Here is a 25,687-nt window from a genome sequence, read left to right on the forward strand (position 1 = left end):
AGGCGCCACTGCGGCTTATGATGCATTGATTTCATATGAAGTCCGCACGCCCTTTCTACACCGGCATCAGCTTCATGACGGTTTCGATAATAATGCTGATGATCGGTATAGCAAGTACAAGGATCAGTACCTTACCAGCCAGTTCGATCTTGGACGCAATGCTCTCCTGACCTGCATCCCTGACAATCTGTGCGCCAAATTCAGCGATGTACGCTATGCCAATAATTTTCAGCACCGTTTTCAGATAAATACTTTCCATGCCTGAATTCTCGGCAAGCCGCTTCAACACTTCGATGACTGCACCGATTTTTCCAATCAACAACATGAAGATGACAATGCCGGTCGCGGCAGCAATCAGAAAAGCAAACATGGGTTTCTGTTCCTTAATAACCAGAATTAGCACTGTTGCGATGAGCGCCAAACCTACAACTTGGATAATTTCCACAGGTCACCACCATCCGGCTTCATGACCGTTTTTCATTGAAAAAGAAATATCGATTTGATCTCTTGTAGCAGGCTGTCCAGCATACGGACCACCATGAACAATACAACGACAAATCCGATTACAGTCACCCAGTGAGCCATATCTTCCTTTCCCATTTGTTTCAGTACCGTGTGAATCATGGCGATGATGATTCCGATACCCGCAATTTGAAAGATTGCGTTCACTTCTAGATTCATGACCTTGGCACCTCACTATCCCGGCTATTTCAGAAGATCAGAATGACGATTAACGCTCCGACAAGCATCCCGAGGCTTCGGCTCATTCGTTCATATTTCATTTGATCGGCCTGAGCGCGGGATTCCTCATGCATTAGTTGTTGAATGGCTAACGATATATGTTTGGTCTGATCCTGACGGTCACTTGTGCCAAGGCTGAAGCTTAGTTGCAACATCACTTCCTTCTCGTCAGCCTTCATGGCCGATCTTCCCCACGCTAGATCCACGCCTGACTGCAGACTTTCCCGGGCAGTGAGTCCATGAGGAGGTTCCATCTGTGTAGCTGCATGAAGAAACAGCGTCTTTACAGGTTCTTTGGTCTGTGCTCCCATCTTGCCCATGGCATCGGGAAGTGGAGTGAGCCCATAGTTAATCTCCGTCATTAGTCGCTGGAGGGCTGCAATGAGTTCTCGCAACTGTCTCGGTCTTAATGCATACTGTCTGGCCTTGTAAAAACCGGCGAGGGTGCTGGCTAACAGAATAATTACCGCACCAAACATGTTAACCAAAGGCTTCACCTCCTGCCCCGGTCTGCTGCAACCCACGCATTTTGCCATCAGCCAGCCGAAAGGTCATGCCCCGGCTCGTCCGTTGCAGCTGGACATAACGTTGAAACATCTGCTCCGTAATTAAGGTTCTGAGGGCGGGTCTGGCCGACAGCTCCGATAGGTCACGACCATGAGCAGTCGCAATCACTGAGACTCCTGCATGCAGGGCTTCCATCACCGCTTCGGCATCCTCCGGACGACCGATCTCGTCCACAATCAGGACATCGGGCGACATGGAGCGAAGCATCATCATCATGCCCTCAGCCTTCGGACAACCGTCCATCACATCTGTTCGGGGACCTACGTCGAAGCCAGGTACTCCTTTGTAGCTACCAGCGATTTCGGACCTTTCATCCACAATGCCCACTTTCAGACGCGGACGTATTCCCTGAACCAGTTCAGTTCCCCCTGTAAGCTTTGTACCACTGCTAATTTGTCTCGCCAGATCTCGCAGCAACGTCGTTTTCCCTTGTTGTGGTGGTGATAGGATCAACGTGTGCAGGACCTGTCCGCTCTTCATATCGAGAAGATAAGGAAGGATACGATCAGCTACTCCATGTACCTCACGGGCTACCCGAACGTTAAACCCGTTGATGTCACGCAGGTATTCGACACGCCCACCGCTTAGTACCGTTCGGCCAGCAAGCCCGATTCGATGTCCTCCAGGTATGGTGATGAACCCTTTGCGCAGTTCCTCTTCCAATGTATAAAGTGAATGGTTACTGATCAGATCCAGCAACCTGTGCGTCACTTCTTTCTGAGGAACATACGCTTCTTCAGGATTCCCGGTTGGACAACCTTGAGGTGTCAGGAAGTGGTATGTGTTGCCTGCATTAATCTCCAGGGGTCTGCCTTCACGAATACGTACTTCCTCCACTTGTTCCAATAGAGCGGGTGGCATTCTTCCAAGAATGGTTCGGATCGGTTCCGGAAAAAGTTCCCTCCAGTTCACCTTCATGAGTAGGCTCCTCCAACCTTGAGATCATTTGGTTCACACTTCTGGCGCTTGTTCATATCTCAAGTTTATGCCTGTACATTTATTTTATGACGCTGAAATCTATCAATTCTTCAGAATACGGTTGAGAGTTGAAACCATAGATGCACCTTCTGTTCTAGGCACCCGTCTAGATGTTCATGCATATAGTAATTGCAGATAGGTAAGTTCCATTCCGGTTCAAAACAGAACTACCGATCCCCAGATACAGAAAGGAGTTGTGGGGAGTGCGAGTTGATGTCGTTGGCAATGTGAATGAAGTACGTACTATTGATATTGCAGGGCGAAGTGCAGTTGTCATTGATGTATTGTGTACGACCAGTACAATTGTTACGGCTCTGGCGTATGACGCTTTGGCTGTGATTGCCGTAGAGACCGTTCCACAAGCTAAACAAATGGAAGTGAAAGATTGCATTCGAGGCGGGGAGCGTTTTGACAAAAAAATCACCGGATTCGAGGTGGGTAATTCCCCCTATGAATATATGACTAAGGACATTGCTAATAAAACGATCATCCTGACCACAACCGATGGAACCCGAGCCTTGATTAAAGCTTCCAGGGCGAAACATGTACTAGCTGGATCATTACTCAATGTCAGGGCTGTCGCAGCAGTTCTCTGCCAACTTCAACGAGATGTATTGCTGTTATGTGCGGGGAATCAGGATGAATTTGCACTGGAGGACGCCTTGTGTGCTGGATGTATCATCGACGAACTGCACCGTCAATCCTGCTCTCCCATCCAACTAAACGATCTCGGCATAGCACTTCATCAGGCGGTATCCCAATGTCAGGAGAGCATCCCGGAGCTGGTGCAGGGATCTGTTAGCGGGCGTAGGCTTGAAAAGTTAGGCAGGGTCCATGACATTTCATATTGTTCTCAATTAAACTTGCTGGATTGTGTTCCCGAGATGGGGGAGGGGAACCTCATGCAACCATATAGAGGCATACGCGGGGAAAAGATGTTCAAGTTGATGTGAGAATGGCCATGAGAAAAACAAAAAAAGGTGTACTGCTGCCCGTTGGCAACAGTACACCTTTGCTAATTTACATACACAGAAGATACTTATCTGCGATCTTGAGGTCCACCGATAACGGCTTGCTCGGCAGTGTCAAGATCATATGCTGTATGCAATGCCTTAATGACGTCATGCAGCTTATCTCCGTCAATAACACAAGATACTTTGATCTCGGAAGTGCTTACCATCTTGATACTCACGCCTTCAGCGGAAATAACTTTGAACATCTTCGCAGCTACACCCGGGTGACTGACCATACCTGCGCCAACAATGGAGATTTTAACAAGGTTCTCCTCAGATGTGACTTCACGGTAAGGCAAGCGGCTGTGAAGGCCTTCAATGACACGTAATGCATTCTCACGGTCAGACAGCGCCACAGAGAACGAGAAGTCCGCTTTGCCATCCATCACTCCGCTCTGAACGATAATGTCCACATCCAGCTGATTGGATGCAAGCGCACCAAATACTTCGGCCAGAACTCCTGGTACATCCGGCACACCCAGAATACTGATGCGAGCCACGTTTTTGTCATAGGCAATACCACTAACCACTACGCCTTGTTCCATTGCTGCTTCCTCCTTCACAACCGTTCCTTCATTATGGTTAAAGCTGGATCTTACAATTAAAGGTACACCGGAATGCTTCGCGTACTCTACTGCACGCGGATGCAGCACCGCTGCTCCCAAATTAGCAAGTTCCAGCATTTCGTCATAGGATATTTCCTTCAGCTTGCGCGCAACCTTAACGATCCGCGGGTCCGTAGAATAGATTCCGTCTACATCCGTATAGATCTCACACGCATCAGCCTTAATTGCTGCCGCCAGCGCTACAGCTGTGGTATCCGAACCACCACGACCCAGCGTTGTGATCTCGCCGTCTTCCGTCATGCCCTGGAAGCCTGCAACAATAACAATGTTTCCCTCGGCAAGTGCTGCATTCACACGGTCAGGTTGAATATCATGAATACGTGCTTTTCCGTGAACCGGCTCTGTGCGGAATCCCGCTTGCCAGCCCGTAAACGATACTGCCTTACGTCCAAGCGCTTGAATAGCCATCGATAACAAAGAGATCGAAATCTGTTCTCCTGTCGTTAAGAGCATATCCATCTCACGAGCAGGCAGATCACTATTCAGTTGTTTTGCCTGATCAATCAAATCATCTGTTGTATCCCCCATGGCAGAAACCACAACTACACACCGATGTCCTTCATCAGCTTTTTCTACAACACGTCCGGCTACACGCTTCATGCGTTCTGTATCTCCGACCGAGCTGCCCCCAAATTTCATGACGTACAATGACAACGCAAATCCACTCCCTACCTTGTGCAGTATGCATAATTAATGTCCATCGTCATTATTCTCTACGAGAAATGACTTTAACCCAGTATATTACGAAAGCGCCTGATAGGCTAATCTTTTTTCGAAAAAACCCTCTGCCAAAGGAATGGCAAAGGGTTGTTAATAACCTTTTTTAGCTTACAAGCTGTGAAAGTTACGCACGGGAAGAGTATTTACCTTCACGTGTGTCAATCAGGAGAACGTCACCTTCGTTAATGAACAAAGGAACCTGTACGTTCAAGCCTGTTTCCACTTTTGCATTTTTGGTAGCGCCTTGTGCAGTGTTACCTTTAACACTTGGCTCAGTCTCGATGACTTTCAACTCAACGCTTGTTGGCAAGTCGATTCCCAGGATTTCACCTTGGTAGCTAACAATCTTAACGACCATGTTTTCTTTCAGGAAGTTCAATTCCCATTCCAGTTGATCACTAGTTAATGTGAACTGATCATATGTTTCGTTATCCATGAATGTGTGCTCTGTACCGCTTGCATACAGGTAGGATACGCCACGGTTTTCGATGATGGCACGACCAATCGTTTCGCCTGCACGGAATGTTTTTTCAACGGTGTTACCGTTACGCAGGTTTTTCAATTTGGAACGTACGAAGGCAGCGCCTTTACCTGGTTTAACGTGTTGGAAATCAAGCACGGTATAGATATCGTTATCTACTTGCACGGTCAAGCCTGTTTTAAAATCGTTTACTGAAATCACAAAAAATCCCTCCTGATATGGTTAAAAAGTAGGTGATATAAGACGATGGATTAATGTTATATGTAAAATGAGCCCAAGAATGGCCACCTCGTTCACTTCGATTGCAGTACCATCCTCGGATCGCTGTTATCCCCAGATTTTTTGATCCCATTATCAATGGGAAAATTCGGTGATAAAGGCGAACGCTTCGCTTCTTCAGATTGGTTCTGCACTCTCCGTTATGGTGAAATTTCTTATTTTCAATTTAAATAACACATTAAAAATCGTCTTATATCCCTGTGGCTGTAATTTAGCCGATTACGGTGAACTTCTTGTCCGACTTCGTGAGAATATGAATACCCGTCTCGGTAATCACTACGTCATCCTCGATACGCACGCCGCCAAGCCCATCAATATATATACCCGGTTCAACGGTAACAACCATACCCGGTTTCAATACATCGTCGCTAAGCTTGGACAAGCGTGGAGCTTCGTGAACTTCCATACCCAGGCCGTGGCCTGTGCTGTGTCCGAATTGATCTCCATATCCGTGACCTGCAATGATATCACGAGCCAATGCATCTGCTTCCCGTCCGGTCATGCCCGGTTTCAGGTTCTCCAGCGTATGTAACTGAGCTTCCAGTACAATGTCATAAATTTTGCGCAGCTCAGGTACAGGTGTACCTGTTGCAATGGTACGTGTCAGATCTGAACAGTATCCGTCCAAAAGTGCACCAAAGTCAAATGTAATTAACTCATTCTGTCCGATGACCTTGCTGCTCGCTACACCGTGAGGCATAGCAGAACGTTCGCCCGATGCTACAATGGTGTCAAACGAAGAGGACGTTGCTCCATGTTTACGCATGAAAAACTCCATCTCCAGATCCACTTCACGCTCCGTCATACCTGGTTTTGCAAACTGCAAAACGTGGCTGAACGTGGCATCCGCAAGATCTGCTGCTCTCTGCATAACCGCGATCTCATCTTCATCCTTGAACATACGGAGTTGCTCCACGATCCCGGATACAGCTTTCAGTTCGATAGATTGAAGTGCTTCAGCATAAGCGGAATGCGTGCCAAATGTGACGCTATCCTGCTCGAAGCCCACTTCTTTGATATTCGCGGATGTCAGCAATTCGCGCACCGTATCCATCGGCTTAGCTCCATGCTCCACAACGGTAAATCCTTTGGCTTGCTGAGGCGCTTGTGACATATAGCGGAAATCAGTCAGCAGATATGCATCCTGTTCCGTAATCAGCACATATCCCGCCGAGCCTGTAAAGCCCGTCATATAACGACGGTTAATCGGGTTTGTAATCAGCATTGCAGTGAGTTCATGCTCACGCATGGCTTCACGCAACTTATTTACTCGTTTGTTTTCCATCGGTAACCCTTCTTTCTCTCACATTCCCGGGTTCCCGGCTCAGGTTTGTTTGTCCAGATGACGCACAAGTGCCAGCAATCCCAGTTCATAGCTTACTTCGCCAAATCCGGCAATCTGCCCGATTGTTTCCGCTGCAATCACTGAATGATGTCTGAACGCTTCGCGTGCATGAATGTTGGATAGATGTACTTCAACCGTAGGGACTTTTACAGCATTGATTGCATCACGTATAGCATAGCTATAATGGGTAAATGCTCCGGCATTCAGTATTATTCCGTCTGCCTCACCCATCGCTGCATGAATGCGGTCAATGATGTCCCCTTCATGGTTCGATTGATAAAAAGCGATGGAGACGCCAATTTCGTCAGCCTGTCTGCGAATTTTGTCCTCAATATCCTTCAGACTAAGCGTTCCATAGATGCCCGGTTCGCGTACACCAAGCATGTTCAGGTTCGGACCATTGATCACAATAATTCGTTTCATCGCTGCTCCACCCTCTCTGCAAATAACCATCTGCTATTTTAACACAGCCATTGCCGGATTGAGAAGCTTTTTTGCGCTATGCCCCCGCTTGCTCCGGCTCGCGTTTGCGTTCGTCCGTGTACTCCATGGCTACCGTGTAACCAATGAACAGCCCCCACAGCAAAAAGAAACAGAGTTCCGTGATGATTGAATCCCACGTTAAACCATTCAAAGGTTTCATCATCCCCAGTTTGGGTCCTACCAGGATAAAGAGAATCAGCCACCAGACGATTCCATACACCATGCCGGGTAACGGCCCTTTCAGTTTTCTAATCGTGAACGTGTATAACAAGGATGCCAAGATGGAAAAGACGATAAAAAACAGCCAACCTGTCAAATGTCCTGCTGCGGTATATATATATTCATGTTTGAAAAAAGGCTCGGCCAGAAATCCGACAGGTACAATCGTAAAATGCAACAGATAGAATAGCCAATGCAGCCCACCCCAGATAAAACCGGCAAAAAAGCCAAGCTCTAACGCAAAGGAAAATGGCTTGGTGTAGTAGTGTGCTTGACCTTGCCTCTGGGTAGGGCGCCTGCCCTTGTACTTTGGCTGCCGCTCATTGGGTCGTTGACCTTCATCTTGTGATGTATCTTCATGCTTACGTTCTGTCATCGATATTCTCCTTCATTCAGTTGATAATCCCGCATTATGCCTCAAATTTCCGCTCCGATTCTACGAGGTAGTATGTTCAAAACAGGACAATCTTAACAACATCCTTCAAGGTTTGACTCACAAACTAGAAATTGGTCTTAAAATTCGATACAATAGGGTTATTAAACTGCCTTTGATCGCGAAGGCCTAGAACAGAATAGGAAGGTGAATAATTTGCCTCAACAATCCAAGCCTGTCAGCTATGGGGGGCAAGCTGTCATTGAAGGCGTAATGTTCGGTGGGAAACATGTCAACGTTACAGCTGTTCGTAGAAAAGACGGCGAAATTACGTATCTGGAAGTTCCCAAGCAAGACAAGTCCTGGGTCATGAAATTGCGGCGGATTCCTTTATTACGCGGAATTGTCAGCATTATAGATTCAAGTGTCAAAGGTAGCAGACATCTCAATTATTCTGCTGACGCCTATGCTGATGATGAACTGGAACCTGAAGAGAAAGCCAAGCAAAAAGAGAAAGAAGGTTCGGGCTGGAGCCTAAGCATGATCATTGGTGTGACCGCCGTCGCCATCCTTTCATTCCTTTTTGGTAAAGTTGTGCTCACATTGCTTCCTGTTGTTATCGAGAATTTTCTATTCAAAAATGCATTCGACAATCAGTTTCTGCATAATTTACTGGAAGGCGGCATTAAGCTGATCCTGTTACTCGCTTATCTGTGGTTAATCTCACAGACACCGATGATTAAACGTCTCTTCCAGTATCATGGGGCGGAACACAAAGTAATCAGCGCACATGAAGCTGGTGAAGAACTGACACCGGAGAACGTGCAAAAGTACAGCCGACTGCACTACCGCTGCGGAAGCAGCTTCATTATGTTGACTGTCATTATCGGAGTGTTTCTATACTCCCTCTTCACGTACGATAACCTCTGGGAACGGATGGGTCAGCGTCTGTTGTTATTGCCAGTTGTGCTAGGCATTTCTTTTGAACTGTTAAAGCTCACGAATTCGGTACGTGATATTCCTGTACTGCGTTATCTTGGATACCCGGGATTGTGGCTGCAATTGCTGACAACAAAAGAACCGACCAACGAACAGGTAGAAGTATCCATTGCTTCGTTTAACCGTATGCGTGAGTTGGATGCCAAGCTTGCCAATGTCTCTGCTACGTCAGAAGTACCTGTTGCAACACTCGATCCTGTGAAAGGGTGAATGATATGAACAAGCAGGCAATCTTATTTTGGACGTTCATCGCACTAGCTGCTGTTGGAGTCTTGACTTGGCTGGGGAACGCTAGTCCATCCAGGATCATTATTCCTCTGGTCGTGTTCGGAGCTGTATTCCTGCTGTACAAATATCCGCCTCGTCGCTGGGCAAACAAAGCCAAAACACCGAAGATTAAACCATCGGCACGAACCATGGCGAAAGTTAATGCACAGTCCAGTGCCAGAAAGAGCAGCGGCTCTTCAAAGAAACGCAAGGATTATCCTTTCCAAGTGATTCAGGGACAAAAAGGGAAAAGCGATGAAGATATACCGAAATTTCACTAATATCGACTGAACATACAAAAAAGCAGTTCTCCCAACATGCGGAGAATTGCTTTTTTCACGTTTATACAGGAATCAGAGGTGGAGCTTCTGGTTGTTTCTTGCGCAATTCTTTTCTTTGTTTGTCCAGCTGTTCATCATACATTTTCATATTCCATCCGTTGAAAAATTCGTTCCCTGCTGTTGCGCCTGATCGATATAAGGCTGTGCTGTCCTGTAACGATAAATGAAATTGCGTCGGTTTAATGCCTAGCGTTGGTATCTTCACTGTCCGAAACCGGTTAATCTGTTCGATATAGCGTTCATCATGTGCTGTGAGCATCGTCTCTACAAGGGCCTGAAGCATGCTTAGCGGTCCTTTAATCCGGGCAGGTTCTACTTCCGTCTTCCCTACCATTTTGAATCCGACAACCGGAATAACGTCTCCTCCTCGTTCCGAGCGATCACCATCGAAGAGCCACAACGGGAAATTGCTAAGCAATCCACCATCCACGACATACACGAACTGATCTTGAAAAGGAAGACCTTTGGAAAATATCGGCGACTTGCGTATGACTACCGGATCGAAAAAATATGGGATACTGCAACTCATACGTACCGCCTTTGCAACATCCAGCTTCGCAGGGTCAATGCCGAACCGCCGAATATCGTCTGGCAACACCAGAATGGTCCCATTGGATATATCGGATGCGGTAATAAGCAACTTGCCTAGTGGCAAGTCAGCGAATGTGCGAATCCCTTTTTGCTCCAGCATCTTGCGAATCCATGATTCCAATGCCTCCCCCGAATACAAACCTTTCTTCAGGAACAGCCTCGCTGCGGGGCCAATCCATCGGGTATTAAATATGGGGGAACGACGCAGCAATGAAACAAAGGGTGTATTCTCGATAATGACTTTCATCTCTTCGGCCCGGTAACCCGCCGCTAGCAGAGCAGCTACAATGGAGCCGGATGATGTGCCAGCCACCCGATTGAACTGAATGCCACAATCTTGAGCACCCTGCACAGCACCCGCAAGCGAGATTCCTTTGACGCCTCCACCTTCAAACACCGCGTTAATTAACACAACAAAACCCCCGTTCTCCAGGCAGCCACGTTTCTACTGCCACTCTATGAGAACAAGGGTTTGTCTTATAACTGTATCGTTAAAATGTTCTAGAGACCATAGTACGCTTTTAATTTGGCAATTACGCCGAGAGGATTCTTCGTCAGGTGCTGTGAACTAAAGAAAATATCCCCTTTGACCGAACCATACTTCTTGTTGTAGTTCAGCTGATCGATGATCTCCTGTGAAGTCTGCCAGCCAATTTCCGGCGTACCTAACTTATAAGGAGAGTGACCGATATACAATTTTACATTTGTATTAGCCACTTCATTCGCCCACCAGTCCACAACTTTGTCGTATCGGGCTACACTCAGTGTCATACTCCAATACACCTGCGGAGCGACATAGTCGATCCATTCCTGGTTAATCCATGTCCGCACATCTGCATTCATGCTGTCATACGCGGTTACTCCTGCTTTGGTATCAGAACCTGTCAGATCAACGGATTTATTACGCCATACACCAAATGGACTAATTCCATATTCAACGTTACCTTTCACCCTGTGAATGCTCTGTCCGAGCTGCTTGACGAACTGATTAATATTGTCCCGACGCCATTCAGCACGGTCTTTGGTATTCAATGTGTTATAGGTTTTGAAGGCTGCATCATCATTAAAAGTCACATTGGATGGATAGAAATAATCATCCAGATGTACACCATCAATATCATACTGATTGACCACTTCCATGATCGTATCGATAATATGCTGTCTGGCTTCCGGGATACCCGGGTTAATGTACATTTTGCCGGATGCATTCACAATCCAGTCGGGATGAAGCTTCGAGATGTGGTTTGCAGCCAAGTTTGATGTACTTGCTGAGTTCGTTGCTCTAAACGGATTAAACCAGGCGTGGAACTCCAAACCTCGTTTATGTGCTTCCTCGACCATAAACGCGAGGGGATCATAACCTGGATCTTTACCTTGTGTTCCTGTCAATACGCTGTTCCAAGGTACCAAACCTGAAGGATAGATGGCATCCCCATTGGCTCTCACTTGGACAAATACAGCATTAATGCCCATACCTTGCAACGTATCTAGCTGTTTCGTATACTCCTGTTTTTGCTTCTCTACATTTCCCTTGGCACCGGATGAAGGCCAGTCTCCATTCACAGTGGAAATCCAGGCTCCCCGCATCTCTTCAGAAGCTGGTACAGTGCCCGTGCCTCCAGGCTCCGCTGGGGTTACCGGGGTTGGTTCAGGAGTTGGGACTGATTCGTCTCCTGTGTACAGATCAATGGTCTGGGCTGCTTGATTCCAGTTCACTCGAATGCCCAGGTTCTCACTGACAAATCGAATGGGTACCATGACCCGACCTTGTTTCAATTCGACCGATGCATCCAGACCAACTACAGCGTTATCCACGGTTGCCTGCTGGCGCCCGCTCGTCATAGAGATGACCGAATCAGATTTCTGAATGGTCACGGTACGAGTAGCTTGAGACCATAGAACAGACGCACCCAGTCCTTCGCTAATAACACGCAGAGGTACCATCGTTACATTTACTTTGGGCAGGATGTAGGGTGATACATCCGATTCCAAACGGTTGCCGTCTAGAAAAATAGCGATTTCCTTCTGCCCGGCCGCTTGTGCCGTCATGCCTGCTGTCTGTAATCCAAGTACAAAAATGAGCAGCAGCATCAATCCTTTACGAACGTTCATTAGTGCAGTCCTCCAAAATCATTATAAATTTGCGGTAAATTCTACTAGTTTAATAGACGCTCCTAGCGTTCGTTTAGTTGCGATAATCACCAAATTATGGTGTGATTGCACACAAAAAAATGCTTCCTGCCATTGAAACGGCAAGAAGCATCCTTTGATCACAGGATACAATTCATTGTATATCACCATGTGTATTCCACTGCTGAAACTTAAGACTCCGTATTACTCATGACATCCTGAAGGTTTTTGAGGTCACGCAACCGGCTCTCATCCTGACGGAAGTATTCAACCAAGGACTCAATGCATGTAATGGAGTCCCAGCTCAGATGATGTTCAATGCCTTCAACATCATTGTAGATATTTTGTTCCTGAACACCAATCGTTGTCAAAAATTGTTCAAGCAGATGATGTCGCTCCATCAAACGTTTGCCCATCTTTTTACCTTTTGGCGTAAGCACCAGTCCGCGGTACTTTTCGTAGATCAGGTACTCGTCTTTGTCCAGCTTTTGGATCATCTTCGTCACCGATGAAGGATGTACTTCCAGTCCTTCAGCTATATCAGACACACGAGCATAGCCCTTTTCATCAATTAATTTGTATATACGCTCCAAATAATCTTCCATACTGGGCGTTGGCATCTGCTTCCCTCTTTTCTCTCTGACCGGCCCCTATTCGTGCCTGGTCCCTATCTTATAATGATACATGTTATCAATACGCATTGGCAAGTCCTGCACAGTTCAGAGCGCGCTGTTACACAAGTAATTGGCAGGCGTGACTTCTCCCCAAACGAGGCAAACTAAGCAAAGTTCCGCAACGAAAGGAGTGATTTCGTGAGTACAAGTGTAGCCTCTCCGCCAGTTCGTAAAGCAAAAGGTACTAAACCCTTTATTCCCGATTTGGTGTATTTTGAACCCGGTGCGCTGGAATATGATAAAGGTAAACGGATTATGGAATGGGTCACATCCAAAAACATCCCTTATCAAATGACCACATCCCATAACCGAATCACAAACCTGCCCGGTGAAACCGAACAAGAAAAGTATCGGATGGCGAAGCGTACTCTGGTCGTTGGTGTGCGCAAAACACTCAAGTTTGACCAGTCGAAACCTTCAGCGGAATATGCCATTCCCATCTCTACCGGCTGTATGGGGCACTGCCATTATTGTTATCTTCAAACGACACTTGGTGCGAAACCTTATGTCCGTGTCTATGTTAATACCGAGGAGATCATTCAGGCAGCCAAAGGATACATCGAAGAACGCGCGCCTGAAATCACACGATTTGAAGCCGCCTGTACATCTGATCCCGTAGGACTCGAACATATCACGGAAAATTTAAGTGACTTGATCCGTTTTATGGCGGAAGAAGAATATGGGCGTTTGCGATTCGTAACCAAATATCATCACGTTGATCCATTGCTGAACATTAAGCATAACGGCCATACCCGTATCCGGTTTAGTGTCAATTCGGATTATGTTATCAAAAACTTTGAACCGGCTACCTCCAGATTTGAGGAACGCATTGAAGCTGCTGGCAAAATTGCACACGCCGGTTATCCCCTGGGATTCATTATCGCTCCTATTATGTGGTATGAAGGCTGGGAAGAAGGATACTCGGATCTGTTGCAGAAGCTGGCAGATACGCTTCCAGAGGAAGCAACCAAGGATCTTACCTTTGAGATGATCCAGCACCGTTTTACCAAAACAGCCAAAGCAACCATTGAGAAACGTTATCCTAAAACCAAGCTGGAGATGGATATCGAGAAACGTAAGATGAAATGGGGCCGCTGGGGCCAGTACAAGTATGTGTATAAAGATGACCAGCAAGATGCGCTGCGCGAATTCATTACGGAACGGATCTTTGAACATTTCCCACTAGCCAGTATTGATTACTTCACCTAAACGAAAAACGCGACTGCCCGTAATGATATGCTCGTATAGGCATTCCTAACAAACGATTAAAAAGCAGGTTACATGACCCAGAATGTCTCTGGTAACATGTAGCCTGCTATGCCATACATAATAATATTCGAATTCAGTTCATCCGTTTAAATAATCATCCAGTCTGGTGTAATCTGCTGCAACCAGATCGTAATCTTGGTCATCTGATCTGTAAAAAGCAATACCCCAAGGAACAACATTAATGCTCCCCCGACTTTCATCATGACATTGGAATACCGTAAAATCCAGCGTGTCGATCCAATGAAAAAGGCCAAAATGAAGAATGGGATGGCAAACCCTGCCGTGTAACCTGTAATCAACGCCAACCAGGTTGTGGGCTCACTTGCAGCCATTGCAATGATCGCTGTTAGAATAGGGCCAATACAAGGCGACCAACCTGCTGAGAAACCGATACCAAATATAAAAGAGCCCAGATAGCCTGCTGGTTTCCATTTCATATCCAGCTTGCGTTCCTTCATCAGAAACTGCGGCTTGAACACACCAAGCAAAAATAACCCCATAAGCATAATCAAAATCGCAGACAATTGCCGAATCAGTTCTCGGTTATCATTGAAAAATTGGCCAAACAGTCCAGCACCAAGGCCAAGCGAATAAAATACTGCCGAGAAGCCTAAAATAAACGCCAGCGTATGCGTCATGGTCTTAAAGCGGACTTCGCGCTGATTGCGGTCATCCTTCAATTGTTGCACCGTCATCCCTGTAATGTAGGAGAGGTATGATGGATACAGCGGAAGACAACATGGTGATATAAATGAGACCAAACCTGCTACAAAAGCCATCCATACATTAACATCAGGCATGAAGCGGATGTCTCCCTTCCCCGGGCTCACGTGCTTGCTCGTTCAGTCGTCAGGCTCGGAACCCTTTTTTTCCAATCATCGTCAGAATCAGCATCATGATCAGCAGTAATACAATCGTTGCTCCAGGTGCGAGGTTCCAGATACCTGCTACAACCAGTCCAAGGACTACGGCAATTTCGCCGATCACCACGGACAAAATAATAGCAGATTTAAAACTTCGAGCCATCAACAGGCTGACCGCTACCGGAATGGTCAATAGCGCTGACACCAGAAGCGCACCAACAATCTTGATCGCCGTGCTTATGACAAGTGCTGTCATCACAGTGATTAACATGTTCAGAATTCTCACAGGCAACCCTGTAACCGCTGCCGCATCTTCCTCAAAGCTGAGCAGGAAAAATTCCTTATGTAACAATGCCACTACAATCACCACGATCAGCGTAACCACACCTACGAGCTTCAGATCCGTAGCGTCTAATGTATATATACTGCCGAACAAATAACTCATGACATCTGCATTATATCCTTTGCCCAGCGTAAAGAACAAGGAAGCAAGAGCCACGCCACCGGACATGATAATGGCAATCGATAATTCGGCGTAACTCTTGTACGCTTTGCGCAATTTCTCTATTGCAAATGAAGCAAGCACGGCAAATATCAAGCCCACTGCAATGGGATACACTTCAATCAGGAATCCAAGTGCAACCCCGGCAATGGTCACATGAGACAAGGTGTCTCCAATCATGGATAACCGCCGCAAGACCAGGAACAGTCCGATTAACGGAGCGGTAATGCCGATTAACAACCCACCCGCCAGCGCACGCTGAAAAAAATCACTCATTAATATTTCCAAAACAAACACGACTCCTTCGGCCTTACTCTAATCTAATGGGCCATACATACGGCTAGCGTACCTGTGCAGTGGTATGTTGCAGATTGGTCTCAGCACAATCCTGTACCTCATGCGAATGACGGACATGAAAATTAATTTTGCCATTCGTAACCGCAGCTTCAGAACCCAGATAACTCTCCATCCGATCCATATCATGAGACACCATCAGAAAAGTCATTCGATGATGTTCATGCATATGGGTAATCAGTTCAAAGAAACTGGCCTGTGATTCAGCATCAATACCTACTGTGGGTTCATCCAGAATCAACAGATCCGGGTGATTGATAAGCGCTCGTGCCAAAAATACACGCTGCTGCTGTCCACCGGACAATTGGCCAATTCGTTTATTCGCCAGATCTTCAATCCGCATAACCTGCATCGCATCCGTGCACTGTTGCTGACATTTGCGAGACATACGACGGAACATGTTTTTGTTATTGTACAAACCGGACATGACCACTTCACGAACGGTCGCAGGGAATAACGGGTTAAATGCATTCTTTTGTGGCACATATCCAATTCGGTCCCAGTCCTTGAACCTGCGGATCGACTGTCCGAATAGTTTAATATCTCCCTGCGCAGGAGGCAATAATCCTACCAACATTCGCAGCAATGTTGTTTTACCTGCCCCGTTGGAACCGATAATCCCGACAAAGTCCCGTTCCTGGGCCATAAAATCGAGATTCTCAATCACTCGCTGGTCCCCGTAGGAAAATGATAGTTTCTCGATCTCTATAATTGGATCATGACATAGTGGCATGATTTGCTGCATGGCAAAGCCGCCCTTCATTATATATAAGAATCCCATAGCGTCCTAAGAGCCTTCACCGTGAACGGTAAAGACTCTTCGACCTGAATCCTTCATTCTATCTTATTTTAATGCGATCAGCAGATTTTGCAAATTTTTCTCCATGAGGGTGAAATAATCATCCCCGTTTGTTGCCTGCTCCTTGGTCAATCCCTCAACCGGATTAAGGACCATGGTCTCCACGCCTGCTTCACTTGCCAGTGTTTTCGCCAATTTGTCAGATACCAGCTCTTCAAAGAAAATGTATTTGATGCCTTCATCTTTAACCAGTTTCGCAAGCTTCACAATATCCTGTCCTGTCGGTTCAGCATCCGGGGAAAGTCCCATAATGGCATGCTGGGATAGTCCATAATCACGTGCAAGGTAGCCAAATGCTTGGTGCGAGACAACAATTTCATTGTTTGGTACGGTAGCCAATTCATCTGTAAAACGCTGATCCAGCGTCTCAAGCTTGGTACGAAGCTCTTCATAACGTTGTTCGTAACCTGCTTTGTGATCAGGATCTGTTTCGACCAGACTATTTTTGATGTTTTCAGCCATGATCATGGCCGATTTCGGACTAACCCACGTATGTGGATCAATATGATGATCAGCGACATCTTCACTGGTAGCCTCATCTGTATGTTCATCCGCATGCTCGTCTTCGTGCTCTTCACCGTGACCGTGCCCATCATCACCCTCAGCGGTTAACAGCTTAACCCCTTCGCTGACGGCAACAGACTTCACCTTAGTATCACTATTCAGCGACTTCAGGAAATTCGGCACCCATCCTTCCAGTCCAGCTCCATTATAGAAAAACAGCTGTGCCTTGGACGTATTAACAATATCCTGACTCTTCGGAGTCCAGTCATGTGGCTCTACTCCCGTTGGCAACAGGTTAATGACATTGGCATCCTCACCACCGATTGCCGTCGTAAAAGCATATACAGGATAAAATGTCGTCACAACGTTTACCTTGCCTTCCACAATCTTCGCACTATTGGAACTATCCTGCCCACACGCTGACAATACCAGCAAAGTGAGAATAAGGAAACCCGTCCACAGTAACTTCATGTTACCTCTTTTGCTCGTCTTTCCTGTCCGGTTATCCTGAACTTGATGTTGCACTTTATAAAATGTCATTATGATTCACTCCGCATCTCTTAATCGTAAACATTACTGAAAGAATTATAGGTAACCTGAACCTACTTGTCAAGCCATCTCGTCCTATTCATTCTTTCCTGAAGTACGGAGTTCATAACAGTATATGCTTGTTCTCTTCCCGTCAGATACGAATTATATCAATAAAAAAGGGACCCGAATTACATCGGGCCACCTTGAGTCATAGTTACGACAGAATTTGAATCAATTTAAAGGTATTATGAAATTGATTCTTTTTATTTTACTTGTGCGCCATTAGGCATGTTGTCTGGTACTGTAGCCAGTGTGAGCTGGTCGCCATGTGATGCTGCAAGGATCATACCCTGAGACAGTTCACCACGAAGTTTCACCGGTTTCAGGTTAGTCACACAGATGACTTTGCGTCCAACCATCTCTTCTGGCGAATAGAACTTCGCGATGCCAGAGACGACCTGGCGCTGCTCATAACCCAGATCGAGCTGCAATTTCAGCAACTTATCCGCTTTTTTGACAGGTTCGCAGGCAATGACTTGCGCTACACGCAGTTCAACTTTGGCAAAATCGTCAATCCCGATCTCTTCCGTACCTTCTGGTGCGGTTACCGGTTCAACAGCTGCTGAAGCTCCAGCACCTGCTTGACTTGCTTCAGGCTCTGCTGCTTTTTGGCCACCAGTCATTGCTTCGGAGATATAAGCAATTTCCTGTTCGGAATCCAAACGAGGGAAGATTGGATCACCTTTTTGCAATGCGTTTCCAGTTGGAACCAGACCCCATTGCTTGGCTGTATCCCAAGCCGTAAGTTCACCTTCCCGAATGCCTAGCTGTGCCCAGATTTTATGAGGAGCACGTGTCAGGAACGGTTGCAACAGAATGGAAGCAATTCGCAAGCTTTCGATCAGGTGAGCCATAACGGATGCCAATTCATCGCGTTTTGCCTCATCACGAGCCAGTGCCCATGGCTGCGTCTCATCAATATATTTGTTGGTGCGACTGACAAACTGGCTGATCGCTGTCAGTGCTACGGAAAACTGCAGGTTTTCCATCGCCTGTTCCACTTTTTCCACCGTAGCATGGCCTGCTTCTTCCAGAGAAGCATCAAATTCCGTTACATTCGAAGCAAACGCAGGGGCTTTGCCTTCAAAATATTTGTCTACCATGGCAACGGTACGGTTCAACAGATTACCCAGATCGTTTGCGAGGTCGGAGTTGACACGCTCTACAAAGCTCTCTGGTGTAAACGTACCATCCGAACCAAACGGTACTTCACGCAGCAGGTAATAACGCAGTGCATCGAGACCGTAACGGTCAATCAGAGTAACTGGATCAACAACATTGCCTTTGGATTTGGACATCTTGCCATCCTTCATCAACAACCAGCCATGTGCAAACACTTTCTTCGGCAAAGGCAGATCCAATGCCATCAACATAATTGGCCAGTAGATCGTATGGAAACGAACAATTTCTTTACCTACCAGATGTACATCCGCAGGCCAGAACTTGTTATACAGAGATGCATCGGATGAACCGTAGCCCAGAGCTGTAATATAGTTGGACAATGCGTCAATCCACACGTAGACCACGTGTTTTGGATCGCCTTTAACTTTGACGCCCCATTCAAATGTAGTCCGCGATACGGCCAAATCTTCAAGCCCGGGCTTGATGAAGTTGTTGATCATCTCATTCTTACGGGATTCCGGCTGAATAAAGCCCGGGTTCTCTTCATAATATTTCAACAAACGATCTGCATATTTGCTCATACGGAAGAAGTAAGATTCTTCTTTGACCAATTCAACGGGGTGTCCGCTATCCGGGCTCTTGGCCGAGATAATCTCGCCCTTCTCATTTTTCTCCACATCCACCAGTTGAGTCTCCGTGTAATACGTCTCATCCGGAATGCTGTACCAGCCTTCGTACTCACCTTTGTAGATATCTCCCTGTTTCAGCAAACGGTCAAAGATATCCTGAACGACGGTTTTGTGACGCTCTTCGGTTGTACGGATAAAGTCGTCATTGGAAATGTCCAGCTTGTTCCACAGTTCCTTGATCCCCACAACGATATCATCGATAAAAGCTTGCGGTGTCTGCCCTTTCTCTTGTGCCTTGCGCTCAATCTTCTGACCATGTTCATCGGTTCCTGTCAGATAATGAGCATCATAACCGCGTAGACGCTTGTAACGAACCATCGCATCTCCCGCCACAGTTGTATACGCATGCCCAATATGCAATTTGTCACTCGGATAATAAATCGGGGTTGTCAGATAAAATGTTTTTTGGTCAGCCATGAATGACTTCTCCTCCTTCAAATGTTCCTGCTTCATGTGATCCCTTCGTCCAAAACAACTAAAAAAGAACACAAAAAACTCCCGCCCCTATGGGACGAGAGTTGCTCTCACGTGTTACCACCCAAATTCCCCATGTTTTTCACAAAACACAGGCTCTGTCGGTCCTTCGACCGCCCATTAACGCTGGATCACGCCTCAGCCTTACGACAGCAGCTCTGAAATCACAGTCTGCACGCTCGAAAGAGGTTCCTCCGGGACCATATTCCATCCTCCTCCCAGACCGGTTCTCAGCTCATCCGGCTCTCTGCACTGGGGGTGTGTCTGTACTTATCCCTTCACTGGAAAATCATATAGGAAAAATATACTGAAATGCGGACCCCTTTGTCAAGTGGACAGCAACCTCAAGCTCAATCCTGGCCTGCTTCCAGGCCACCCGAATACTTCAGGCTATAACGTTACTCTGATACCAGAGTAGACTTCTCCGCCTTTGGTGGCACCAGATCTACACCGCCTGGATGAAACGGGTGACATTTGGCAATACGTTTCGCTGTTAACAACGAACCTTTGAGCGCACCGTGCACTTCAATCGCCTCCATGGCGTAAGCCGAACAGCTCGGATAGAACCGACATGTTGGCGGTGTTAATGGAGAGATATAGTTGCGGTACACCCGAATGGGTGCCTGAGCAATTCTGCGCGATAACTTCATGGTCAGTGCTTCCCATGAGCGTGTTGATGTCCCGATGCCGCTTTGGCCGGAGCATGCTCAGCACAGTCCTTGCAATATCCAAACACCTCGAACTTGTGGTCTACAACCTGAAATTGCTCAGGCGCATCCGCAAGCTGCATCGGGCAAAAAATAATAGGATATGTCTTCTGACACTTCAGACAGATCATATGATGGTGATGATGATCTTCACTACAGTGAGCTTTGAATTTGACGCCATCTTCGAAGATGACCTGTTCCAGTACACCCAGTTCCTGCATCACCCGCAAATTCCGGTATACTGTGTCAAAACTCAGTCCGCTGTAAGTCTTACCCATATATTCATAGACGTCCTTGGGTGTAAGATACCCTGGAGACTCGGCAAATAACCGGGCCAGTGTTTTCCGCTGATCGGTAATGCGAAGCCCCTGTGAGGACATGGTCGAAATAATCTGTTCTGTCGACAGCATGATCTAAAGCACCTCCTGTCATACGAGCATTTTGCATCATTCATAGAGCGACAGTTTATTCGGCAAAAGCGAAAACTTTTGCCTTCTTGTATACCTCTAATAATGCATCAAATTACGATTAGAGTCAACGAAGACACCGGGTTAGGTCATTCCAACATCACATAAAAAGGACTCCATGCACATGCATTGCCATTAGTCTAGCTTGAACTAATGACATTACATTTTGATGGAGTCCCTTCCTGACGGTTCAGATGATCAATCGTTCGGGCGACTTTTAGGGTGAACGGGTATATATGATATAAGCTTTCACTCCAAACCGTCCGTGCATGTTCATGTTATTACTTTTCAGCCGGAAGCGGCGTGAACAGCAGGTTAACAGGCAAGTTACTTCCTGGTGCCGCCGAGAAGAGAATGGTTACACTCTCGCCGTACGAACCTGTGCGATACATAACGCTTTGCTCATTAGGTGCAGTTACAGATTTACCTGTGGAAATCTGAACGACCTGTCCATTCACGAGTGCCACACCTGAATATCTGCCTCCACGAGGGTTAAATGAAATCAACGTGCGTGGAGCAACATTATTCAATGTAATTTTGTACAATACACCGAAGTTACCTGCGTTGGACGCTTCCGTGTAAGCCATAGGGTCCGTTCCCACAAGGTTTGGATCACTTGCATTGTCTCCAAGTGGAAGACGTGCAGGTTTCGACCCTACTTCTTGATCGTACGTAATGATCCGTGTTGCATTTGGATAGGTACCACGGTTGTGAACTCCATCACGATCCAGAACCGGCAGGCTCGACAACACTTCCATCGGGTCCTTGTTTTCTTCAATCATGATAATGTTGTAATCCAATTCATAATCACTGAATACATCCGAATACAAGGAAATGACTTGTCCCTGTTTCATCGGAAGAACGCTCAGATCATTGAGAATCAGCTTGCTTTCTCCTGGCTGGATGTAGACTTTCTTTTGTCCGGTACCATTCTGCATGGATTGGAACCAACGGTCAATGGACAGCTTTCCAGCTACCGTTGCAAAAGGAGACGGTCCTGCAAAACCCATGTTTTGCTGGTCAATCGACGCCGTGTATGCATTGTTGTTTGTCGCTACAACATACATTTTTACGTTTTTGCCCGTGTTGTTCACATGGTGAATCATGAAGCGTGTCTGTCCGAAGGAAGATTCCTTGTACACAATACCTTCCGTATTCACGGTTTCCGGGCTGTTACTGCGGATCAGCAGACTTGGTTCATCATAATAAGTGAAAGGTACTTTCTCCAATGCTGGTACTCCACCACCGTCAAAAGTGAACTTCTCACCAACTGGTGTGAACAATTGATTGAAGTCAGTCACACTATAAAGTGTTTCTCCCGTAATATTGATCATCTTGGTATAGCTATCGCTAGCACCATGTTTATCAGTAACTGTAATCGTTACGGTCTTCGGTCCTGGAACAAAGAATGCAAGTGCATTGTTATCCCATTCGGTTTTAACAATTGCATTCTCATCATCTGTGCTTTGATCAATATAAGTGATTTTCTCACCCATTTTGTATTCTTCTTTATCTGTCGTAAACATTGCGACAGGAGGCAGATTTGGTCTTTCAACCTTAATCGTAACCGAATACGGATCGCTCCATTGACCACTTGAATCCTGGACCGCATAGGTTACTGTGTATACACCTGGTTGGTCGAATGAATCCTGACGGCCTGTCCAACGCTCATCTACAATGCTGAGTCCCTTGGGAGAGCTGGATCTGGTTGTGTAGGTTACCTGGTCTCCAGCAAAAACCTCTTTTTGTACCGTGAAGCTTGCCACCGGTTTGGTACTCAGATTCAATACAACCGTTTTGGCAGATTGATTTACTTTATACGTAATGTCCAGAGCCTGTGTAATTGAAGTCAACGGCACCATGAACGTATTTTTTTGTTGATAAGCCGCGCCCTTCATCGTTCTGGACACACCATTAACGGTATAGATCTTGCTGTTTGTTTTGAAACGCAACTCATCTTCACCACTAATAATGATTGTTTCTTTAGTTGTGTTATCATATTTGACATCATAGCCAACCCGATCAACGAGAGCACGGATCGCTACATAGGATACACCATTTTTAACAGCCATCGGCTGTCCAGCAAGATACGTTTTGCCATCTTGCATCATTTTATTACTGTTCATATAAAGAGTGAGGTCTCCACCCCCGCCTCCAGCAACAGATGAACCGCCTGTAGATGGTTGCTCCACTTCTACTGGTGCAGGTGCTGGTGTTTCCTCAGCTGTACCTTCTTCGTCCGTAGGTTCAATTACCGGCTCAACAGGAGTCGCGTCTGTTCCTGTAGGAACATCTGTCTCAGGGTTCACTTCTTCAGTTGTTTCATTATTTGATGTTGGCGTGTTTGTTCCGGATTTCACTTCGGATTCCGCGATGGTTTGTTCTTTCTTCACAACCTCCACGGATTTAACTTTGGCTGTATTCACTGATGTAGTATCGCTCTGATCTGCTGATTGTGCATTGGCAGGAATCACTGCAAACGCCTGAAACACAGCAAAAGCGGTAAGTATGGACAATTTCTTCTTCAAATTCATTCTTTGTCTTTGGCTCCTTCTGCTCCCATTTTATAAATATCCCCCTCAAAAAGTCATATTATTAGACGCTTGGAACCGGGAAAAGTTGCTAAAAAGTTAAGAGGAGAATTGTAAACTTTTAATAGAAGGAAAATACTATGAAAATAGTTATCTATCAATTATCTTTTTAGCTTTCATATCCCAAAATTAGCCAATAGAAAATTCCAACAAAAAAATCTCTCCAGGAGATGGTCAATCAGCACCATATCGCAGAGAGATATAAGGATTGATAGGTCTAGCGCAAACGGACAGGCAGACTTCCTGTTGGCTGCAGTCCACCGGTTAACACATGGGACAGTACCCGAACAACTGCAGGTGTATTCTCATACGTACACACATAACTTCCCGGCCTCGAAATCTCCAGCAGATCGTATGGATTGCGCAGAGCAATGACAATCAGCGAATGATTTTTACTCAGCTTTTCAACCAAATACTGTTGCCCTTTCGGAAGATGACCTGCAGATGTGTACGTACACACGATAACTTGCTCACTTTCCAACACTTCACCCAATATCCGATCCGCTTCATCATAGGTGGGCTGAGTAGTAATTTTGTGCTCACGAACTCTGCCTCGCAGCTGCGATAACGCCATACCCAACGATTCTGTATGGGACCATGGTTCATCCACCTCTGTCCGTTGCACAACCTCAGGCCAGATGACATATACGTCCTTCTCTGGGTTCAACGGCAGCAGCCCATCATTATGAACGATTGTAATACTGCTTGAAGCAATCTTGAACAACGTCAATTCGTTGGGCTCAGTGGGTTTAGTGGATTCAGTGCAATCAACAGGTCCAACATTGGTTGCTTCGACCGTTTCACTCGCTTTCGGCGAAACCAGATGATCATTCTGCTGGCCGCAGCGCTCTCTTTTCCATGTCATAATGCGTTCCACCGCCTGATGAATAACCTCTTCCGAAATGCGCCCCGTTCGAACTGCTTTCACAATGGCTTCCAGCGCAGCAACCTGATCTTGCAAGGTATGACTCACCAGAATCAGATCTGCTCCTGCTTCCACAGCACGAACGGCAGCTTCAGCTACCCCATATGGCTTGGATATCGCATGCATTTCAAGACAGTCTGTAATAATAATGCCTTCAAAACCCATTTCTTCACGTAATAGGCCCGTTAACACCTTATGCGACAACGTTGCCGGAATGGGCTCGGGCTCAATCGAAGGGAACATCACATGAGCTGTCATAATAGCATCAACTCCGGCCTCAATCGCCCGGCGGAACGGTAACAACTCCATCTGTTCCAGCCTGTTTCGATCATGAGGTACTGTAACCATACCAAGATGAGAATCTACGGCGGTATCTCCATGTCCCGGAAAATGTTTGGCAGTAGCAGCTATGCCCTGTGATTGATATCCGGTGATGGCTGCTACGCCATGAGCAGCCACACTTTCAGCATGTTCACCATACGAACGCACACCGATTACCGGGTTAAGCGGGTTGTTATTCACGTCAACCACTGGCGCAAGGTTCATATCAATACCGATGCTTTTTAACTCACGACCCAGAATTTGGGCACACTCCAGGGTATATTCCGCATTGCCTGTCGCACCAAGCGCCATATTACCCGGCACTTGGGTCATTCCCTCTTTGTCAATCCGTGCAACCATGCCACCTTCCTGGTCCACCGAAATCATGAGTGGTAGGGCCCCCGCTTCAGCAGCCATATCTTGCAGTTCGGCGGACAGCCGTGTCAATTGATCTACACTTTCGACATTGCGCCGGAAATAAATGACACCCCCGACGTGATAGTCACGGATTAAGCGAGTAATCTGTTCATCTGCTTGCTGACCGTGAAATCCACACATCAACAATTGGCCTACCTTTTGCTCCAATGTCAGATCATTCAAGGGTTTCATTTGACATCTCCTC

At 46.5% G+C, this 25,687-nt stretch carries 25 protein-coding genes; 4 read left to right on the top strand and 21 right to left on the bottom strand.

Features of this window, described 5'->3' with window-relative positions; all coding sequences use genetic code 11:
* Positions 1-55: 55 nt before the first annotated feature.
* The 4 genes from spoIIIAD to spoIIIAA are packed head-to-tail and all read right to left on the bottom strand — an operon-like array spanning position 56 to position 2,226.
* A complete protein-coding gene (spoIIIAD, locus tag IFU39_RS17390) occupies positions 56-445 on the bottom strand; it encodes a stage III sporulation protein AD (RefSeq protein WP_017687586.1) in 390 nt (129 codons plus the stop codon).
* A 32-nt stretch (positions 446-477) separates the two neighbouring features.
* On the bottom strand, positions 478-681 hold the full coding sequence (spoIIIAC, locus tag IFU39_RS17395) for a stage III sporulation protein AC (RefSeq protein WP_017687585.1): 204 nt from the start codon (positions 679-681) through the stop codon (positions 478-480).
* A gap of 29 nt (positions 682-710) precedes the next feature.
* Entirely contained in the window at positions 711-1,229 is a 519-nt protein-coding gene (spoIIIAB, locus tag IFU39_RS17400; protein ID WP_036614389.1) for a stage III sporulation protein SpoIIIAB, read from the bottom strand.
* Complete coding sequence (gene spoIIIAA, locus IFU39_RS17405) at positions 1,222-2,226, bottom strand: stage III sporulation protein AA (RefSeq protein ID WP_036674989.1); 1,005 nt, start codon at positions 2,224-2,226, stop codon at positions 1,222-1,224. The genes spoIIIAB and spoIIIAA overlap by 8 nt, the downstream gene beginning before the upstream one ends.
* A 263-nt stretch (positions 2,227-2,489) precedes the next feature.
* Here spoIIIAA and IFU39_RS17410 point away from each other — a divergent pair, with 263 nt between their 5' ends.
* Entirely contained in the window at positions 2,490-3,239 is a 750-nt protein-coding gene (locus tag IFU39_RS17410) for a 2-phosphosulfolactate phosphatase (protein WP_192134013.1), read from the top strand.
* A gap of 86 nt (positions 3,240-3,325) precedes the next feature.
* Here IFU39_RS17410 and IFU39_RS17415 read toward each other — a convergent pair whose 3' ends face one another.
* From IFU39_RS17415 to IFU39_RS17435, 5 genes are all read right to left on the bottom strand, one after another.
* Positions 3,326-4,579 carry an aspartate kinase gene (locus IFU39_RS17415; RefSeq protein WP_047843625.1) on the bottom strand — a complete coding sequence of 418 codons (1,254 nt, stop codon included), beginning with the start codon at positions 4,577-4,579 and terminating at the stop codon, positions 3,326-3,328.
* A 190-nt stretch (positions 4,580-4,769) separates the two neighbouring features.
* Positions 4,770-5,327, bottom strand: a complete 558-nt coding sequence (gene efp, locus IFU39_RS17420; RefSeq protein ID WP_017687580.1) for an elongation factor P — start codon at positions 5,325-5,327, stop codon at positions 4,770-4,772.
* Positions 5,328-5,616: 289 nt separating this feature from the next.
* Positions 5,617-6,690 carry a M24 family metallopeptidase gene (locus IFU39_RS17425; RefSeq protein ID WP_036674988.1) on the bottom strand — a complete coding sequence of 358 codons (1,074 nt, stop codon included), beginning with the start codon at positions 6,688-6,690 and terminating at the stop codon, positions 5,617-5,619.
* Between the two features lie 39 nt (positions 6,691-6,729).
* Positions 6,730-7,173, bottom strand: coding sequence for a type II 3-dehydroquinate dehydratase (gene aroQ, locus IFU39_RS17430; protein WP_036614400.1), 444 nt, complete (start codon positions 7,171-7,173; stop codon positions 6,730-6,732).
* A 76-nt stretch (positions 7,174-7,249) separates the two neighbouring features.
* Positions 7,250-7,828, bottom strand: a complete 579-nt coding sequence (locus IFU39_RS17435; protein WP_091018144.1) for a YqhR family membrane protein — start codon at positions 7,826-7,828, stop codon at positions 7,250-7,252.
* A 213-nt stretch (positions 7,829-8,041) separates the two neighbouring features.
* Between IFU39_RS17435 and IFU39_RS17440 the strand changes: the two genes are divergently transcribed.
* Both IFU39_RS17440 and IFU39_RS17445 read left to right on the top strand, forming a co-directional pair.
* Complete coding sequence (locus IFU39_RS17440; protein WP_047843628.1) at positions 8,042-9,034, top strand: DUF1385 domain-containing protein; 993 nt, start codon at positions 8,042-8,044, stop codon at positions 9,032-9,034.
* A gap of 5 nt (positions 9,035-9,039) precedes the next feature.
* Positions 9,040-9,372 carry a hypothetical protein gene (locus tag IFU39_RS17445; protein ID WP_192134015.1) on the top strand — a complete coding sequence of 111 codons (333 nt, stop codon included), beginning with the start codon at positions 9,040-9,042 and terminating at the stop codon, positions 9,370-9,372.
* A 61-nt stretch (positions 9,373-9,433) separates the two neighbouring features.
* Here the strand turns inward: IFU39_RS17445 and IFU39_RS17450 are convergent, their stop codons facing one another.
* The 3 genes from IFU39_RS17450 to mntR all read right to left on the bottom strand — a co-directional run bounded on the left by IFU39_RS17450 (position 9,434) and on the right by mntR (position 12,773).
* Positions 9,434-10,435: a patatin-like phospholipase family protein gene (locus IFU39_RS17450; protein WP_192134017.1), complete on the bottom strand. Its 1,002-nt coding sequence runs from the start codon at positions 10,433-10,435 to the stop codon at positions 9,434-9,436.
* Positions 10,436-10,524: 89 nt separating this feature from the next.
* Positions 10,525-12,135: a family 10 glycosylhydrolase gene (locus IFU39_RS17455; protein ID WP_091018149.1), complete on the bottom strand. Its 1,611-nt coding sequence runs from the start codon at positions 12,133-12,135 to the stop codon at positions 10,525-10,527.
* A 209-nt stretch (positions 12,136-12,344) separates the two neighbouring features.
* Positions 12,345-12,773 (bottom strand): transcriptional regulator MntR, encoded by a 429-nt coding sequence (gene mntR, locus IFU39_RS17460; protein WP_036614415.1) that lies wholly within the window; start codon positions 12,771-12,773, stop codon positions 12,345-12,347.
* A gap of 192 nt (positions 12,774-12,965) precedes the next feature.
* Between mntR and splB the strand changes: the two genes are divergently transcribed.
* Complete coding sequence (splB, locus tag IFU39_RS17465) at positions 12,966-14,036, top strand: spore photoproduct lyase (protein WP_047843632.1); 1,071 nt, start codon at positions 12,966-12,968, stop codon at positions 14,034-14,036.
* Positions 14,037-14,182: 146 nt separating this feature from the next.
* Here the strand turns inward: splB and IFU39_RS17470 are convergent, their stop codons facing one another.
* From IFU39_RS17470 to nagZ, 9 genes are all read right to left on the bottom strand, one after another.
* Positions 14,183-14,896 (bottom strand): cytochrome c biogenesis CcdA family protein, encoded by a 714-nt coding sequence (locus tag IFU39_RS17470; RefSeq protein WP_036614418.1) that lies wholly within the window; start codon positions 14,894-14,896, stop codon positions 14,183-14,185.
* Positions 14,897-14,945: 49 nt separating this feature from the next.
* Positions 14,946-15,749: a metal ABC transporter permease gene (locus IFU39_RS17475; RefSeq protein WP_017687569.1), complete on the bottom strand. Its 804-nt coding sequence runs from the start codon at positions 15,747-15,749 to the stop codon at positions 14,946-14,948.
* Positions 15,750-15,801: 52 nt separating this feature from the next.
* A complete protein-coding gene (locus IFU39_RS17480) occupies positions 15,802-16,560 on the bottom strand; it encodes a metal ABC transporter ATP-binding protein (protein WP_091018152.1) in 759 nt (252 codons plus the stop codon).
* A 99-nt stretch (positions 16,561-16,659) separates the two neighbouring features.
* A complete protein-coding gene (locus IFU39_RS17485; RefSeq protein ID WP_446740346.1) occupies positions 16,660-17,718 on the bottom strand; it encodes a metal ABC transporter substrate-binding protein in 1,059 nt (352 codons plus the stop codon).
* 254 nt (positions 17,719-17,972) lie between these two features.
* The gene (gene metG / locus IFU39_RS17490; RefSeq protein ID WP_192134019.1) at positions 17,973-20,033 is read right to left on the bottom strand and encodes a methionine--tRNA ligase; all 2,061 of its coding nucleotides are present in this window, start codon (positions 20,031-20,033) and stop codon (positions 17,973-17,975) included.
* Between the two features lie 419 nt (positions 20,034-20,452).
* Positions 20,453-20,704, bottom strand: a complete 252-nt coding sequence (gene yidD, locus IFU39_RS17495) for a membrane protein insertion efficiency factor YidD (protein WP_091018158.1) — start codon at positions 20,702-20,704, stop codon at positions 20,453-20,455.
* A gap of 2 nt (positions 20,705-20,706) precedes the next feature.
* Complete coding sequence (locus IFU39_RS17500) at positions 20,707-21,171, bottom strand: Fur family transcriptional regulator (protein ID WP_074095707.1); 465 nt, start codon at positions 21,169-21,171, stop codon at positions 20,707-20,709.
* Positions 21,172-21,509: 338 nt separating this feature from the next.
* On the bottom strand, positions 21,510-23,762 hold the full coding sequence (locus IFU39_RS17505; RefSeq protein ID WP_192134022.1) for a stalk domain-containing protein: 2,253 nt from the start codon (positions 23,760-23,762) through the stop codon (positions 21,510-21,512).
* Between the two features lie 274 nt (positions 23,763-24,036).
* Positions 24,037-25,674 (bottom strand): beta-N-acetylhexosaminidase, encoded by a 1,638-nt coding sequence (gene nagZ, locus IFU39_RS17510; RefSeq protein ID WP_192134024.1) that lies wholly within the window; start codon positions 25,672-25,674, stop codon positions 24,037-24,039.
* Positions 25,675-25,687: the final 13 nt, after the last annotated feature.

This window comes from Paenibacillus sp. CFBP 13594 (assembly GCF_014842675.1).
GTDB lineage: Bacteria > Bacillota > Bacilli > Paenibacillales > Paenibacillaceae > Paenibacillus > Paenibacillus amylolyticus_B.

Excerpts from the sequence above, each read along its gene's own strand:
- spoIIIAC (WP_017687585.1), bottom strand. The coding sequence starts at position 681 with ATGAATCTAGAAGTGAACGCAATCTTTCAAATTGCGGGTATCGGAATC.
- spoIIIAA (WP_036674989.1), bottom strand. The coding sequence starts at position 2,226 with ATGAAGGTGAACTGGAGGGAACTTTTTCCGGAACCGATCCGAACCATT.
- IFU39_RS17425 (WP_036674988.1), bottom strand. The coding sequence starts at position 6,690 with ATGGAAAACAAACGAGTAAATAAGTTGCGTGAAGCCATGCGTGAGCAT.
- aroQ (WP_036614400.1), bottom strand. The coding sequence starts at position 7,173 with ATGAAACGAATTATTGTGATCAATGGTCCGAACCTGAACATGCTTGGT.
- IFU39_RS17435 (WP_091018144.1), bottom strand. The coding sequence starts at position 7,828 with ATGACAGAACGTAAGCATGAAGATACATCACAAGATGAAGGTCAACGA.
- IFU39_RS17445 (WP_192134015.1), top strand. The coding sequence starts at position 9,040 with ATGAACAAGCAGGCAATCTTATTTTGGACGTTCATCGCACTAGCTGCT.
- IFU39_RS17455 (WP_091018149.1), bottom strand. The coding sequence starts at position 12,135 with ATGAACGTTCGTAAAGGATTGATGCTGCTGCTCATTTTTGTACTTGGA.
- mntR (WP_036614415.1), bottom strand. The coding sequence starts at position 12,773 with ATGCCAACGCCCAGTATGGAAGATTATTTGGAGCGTATATACAAATTA.
- IFU39_RS17470 (WP_036614418.1), bottom strand. The coding sequence starts at position 14,896 with ATGCCTGATGTTAATGTATGGATGGCTTTTGTAGCAGGTTTGGTCTCA.
- IFU39_RS17480 (WP_091018152.1), bottom strand. The coding sequence starts at position 16,560 with ATGCAGCAAATCATGCCACTATGTCATGATCCAATTATAGAGATCGAG.
- IFU39_RS17485 (WP_446740346.1), bottom strand. The coding sequence starts at position 17,718 with ATGACATTTTATAAAGTGCAACATCAAGTTCAGGATAACCGGACAGGA.
- metG (WP_192134019.1), bottom strand. The coding sequence starts at position 20,033 with ATGAAGCAGGAACATTTGAAGGAGGAGAAGTCATTCATGGCTGACCAA.
- yidD (WP_091018158.1), bottom strand. The coding sequence starts at position 20,704 with ATGAAGTTATCGCGCAGAATTGCTCAGGCACCCATTCGGGTGTACCGC.
- IFU39_RS17500 (WP_074095707.1), bottom strand. The coding sequence starts at position 21,171 with ATGCTGTCGACAGAACAGATTATTTCGACCATGTCCTCACAGGGGCTT.
- IFU39_RS17505 (WP_192134022.1), bottom strand. The coding sequence starts at position 23,762 with ATGAATTTGAAGAAGAAATTGTCCATACTTACCGCTTTTGCTGTGTTT.
- nagZ (WP_192134024.1), bottom strand. The coding sequence starts at position 25,674 with ATGAAACCCTTGAATGATCTGACATTGGAGCAAAAGGTAGGCCAATTG.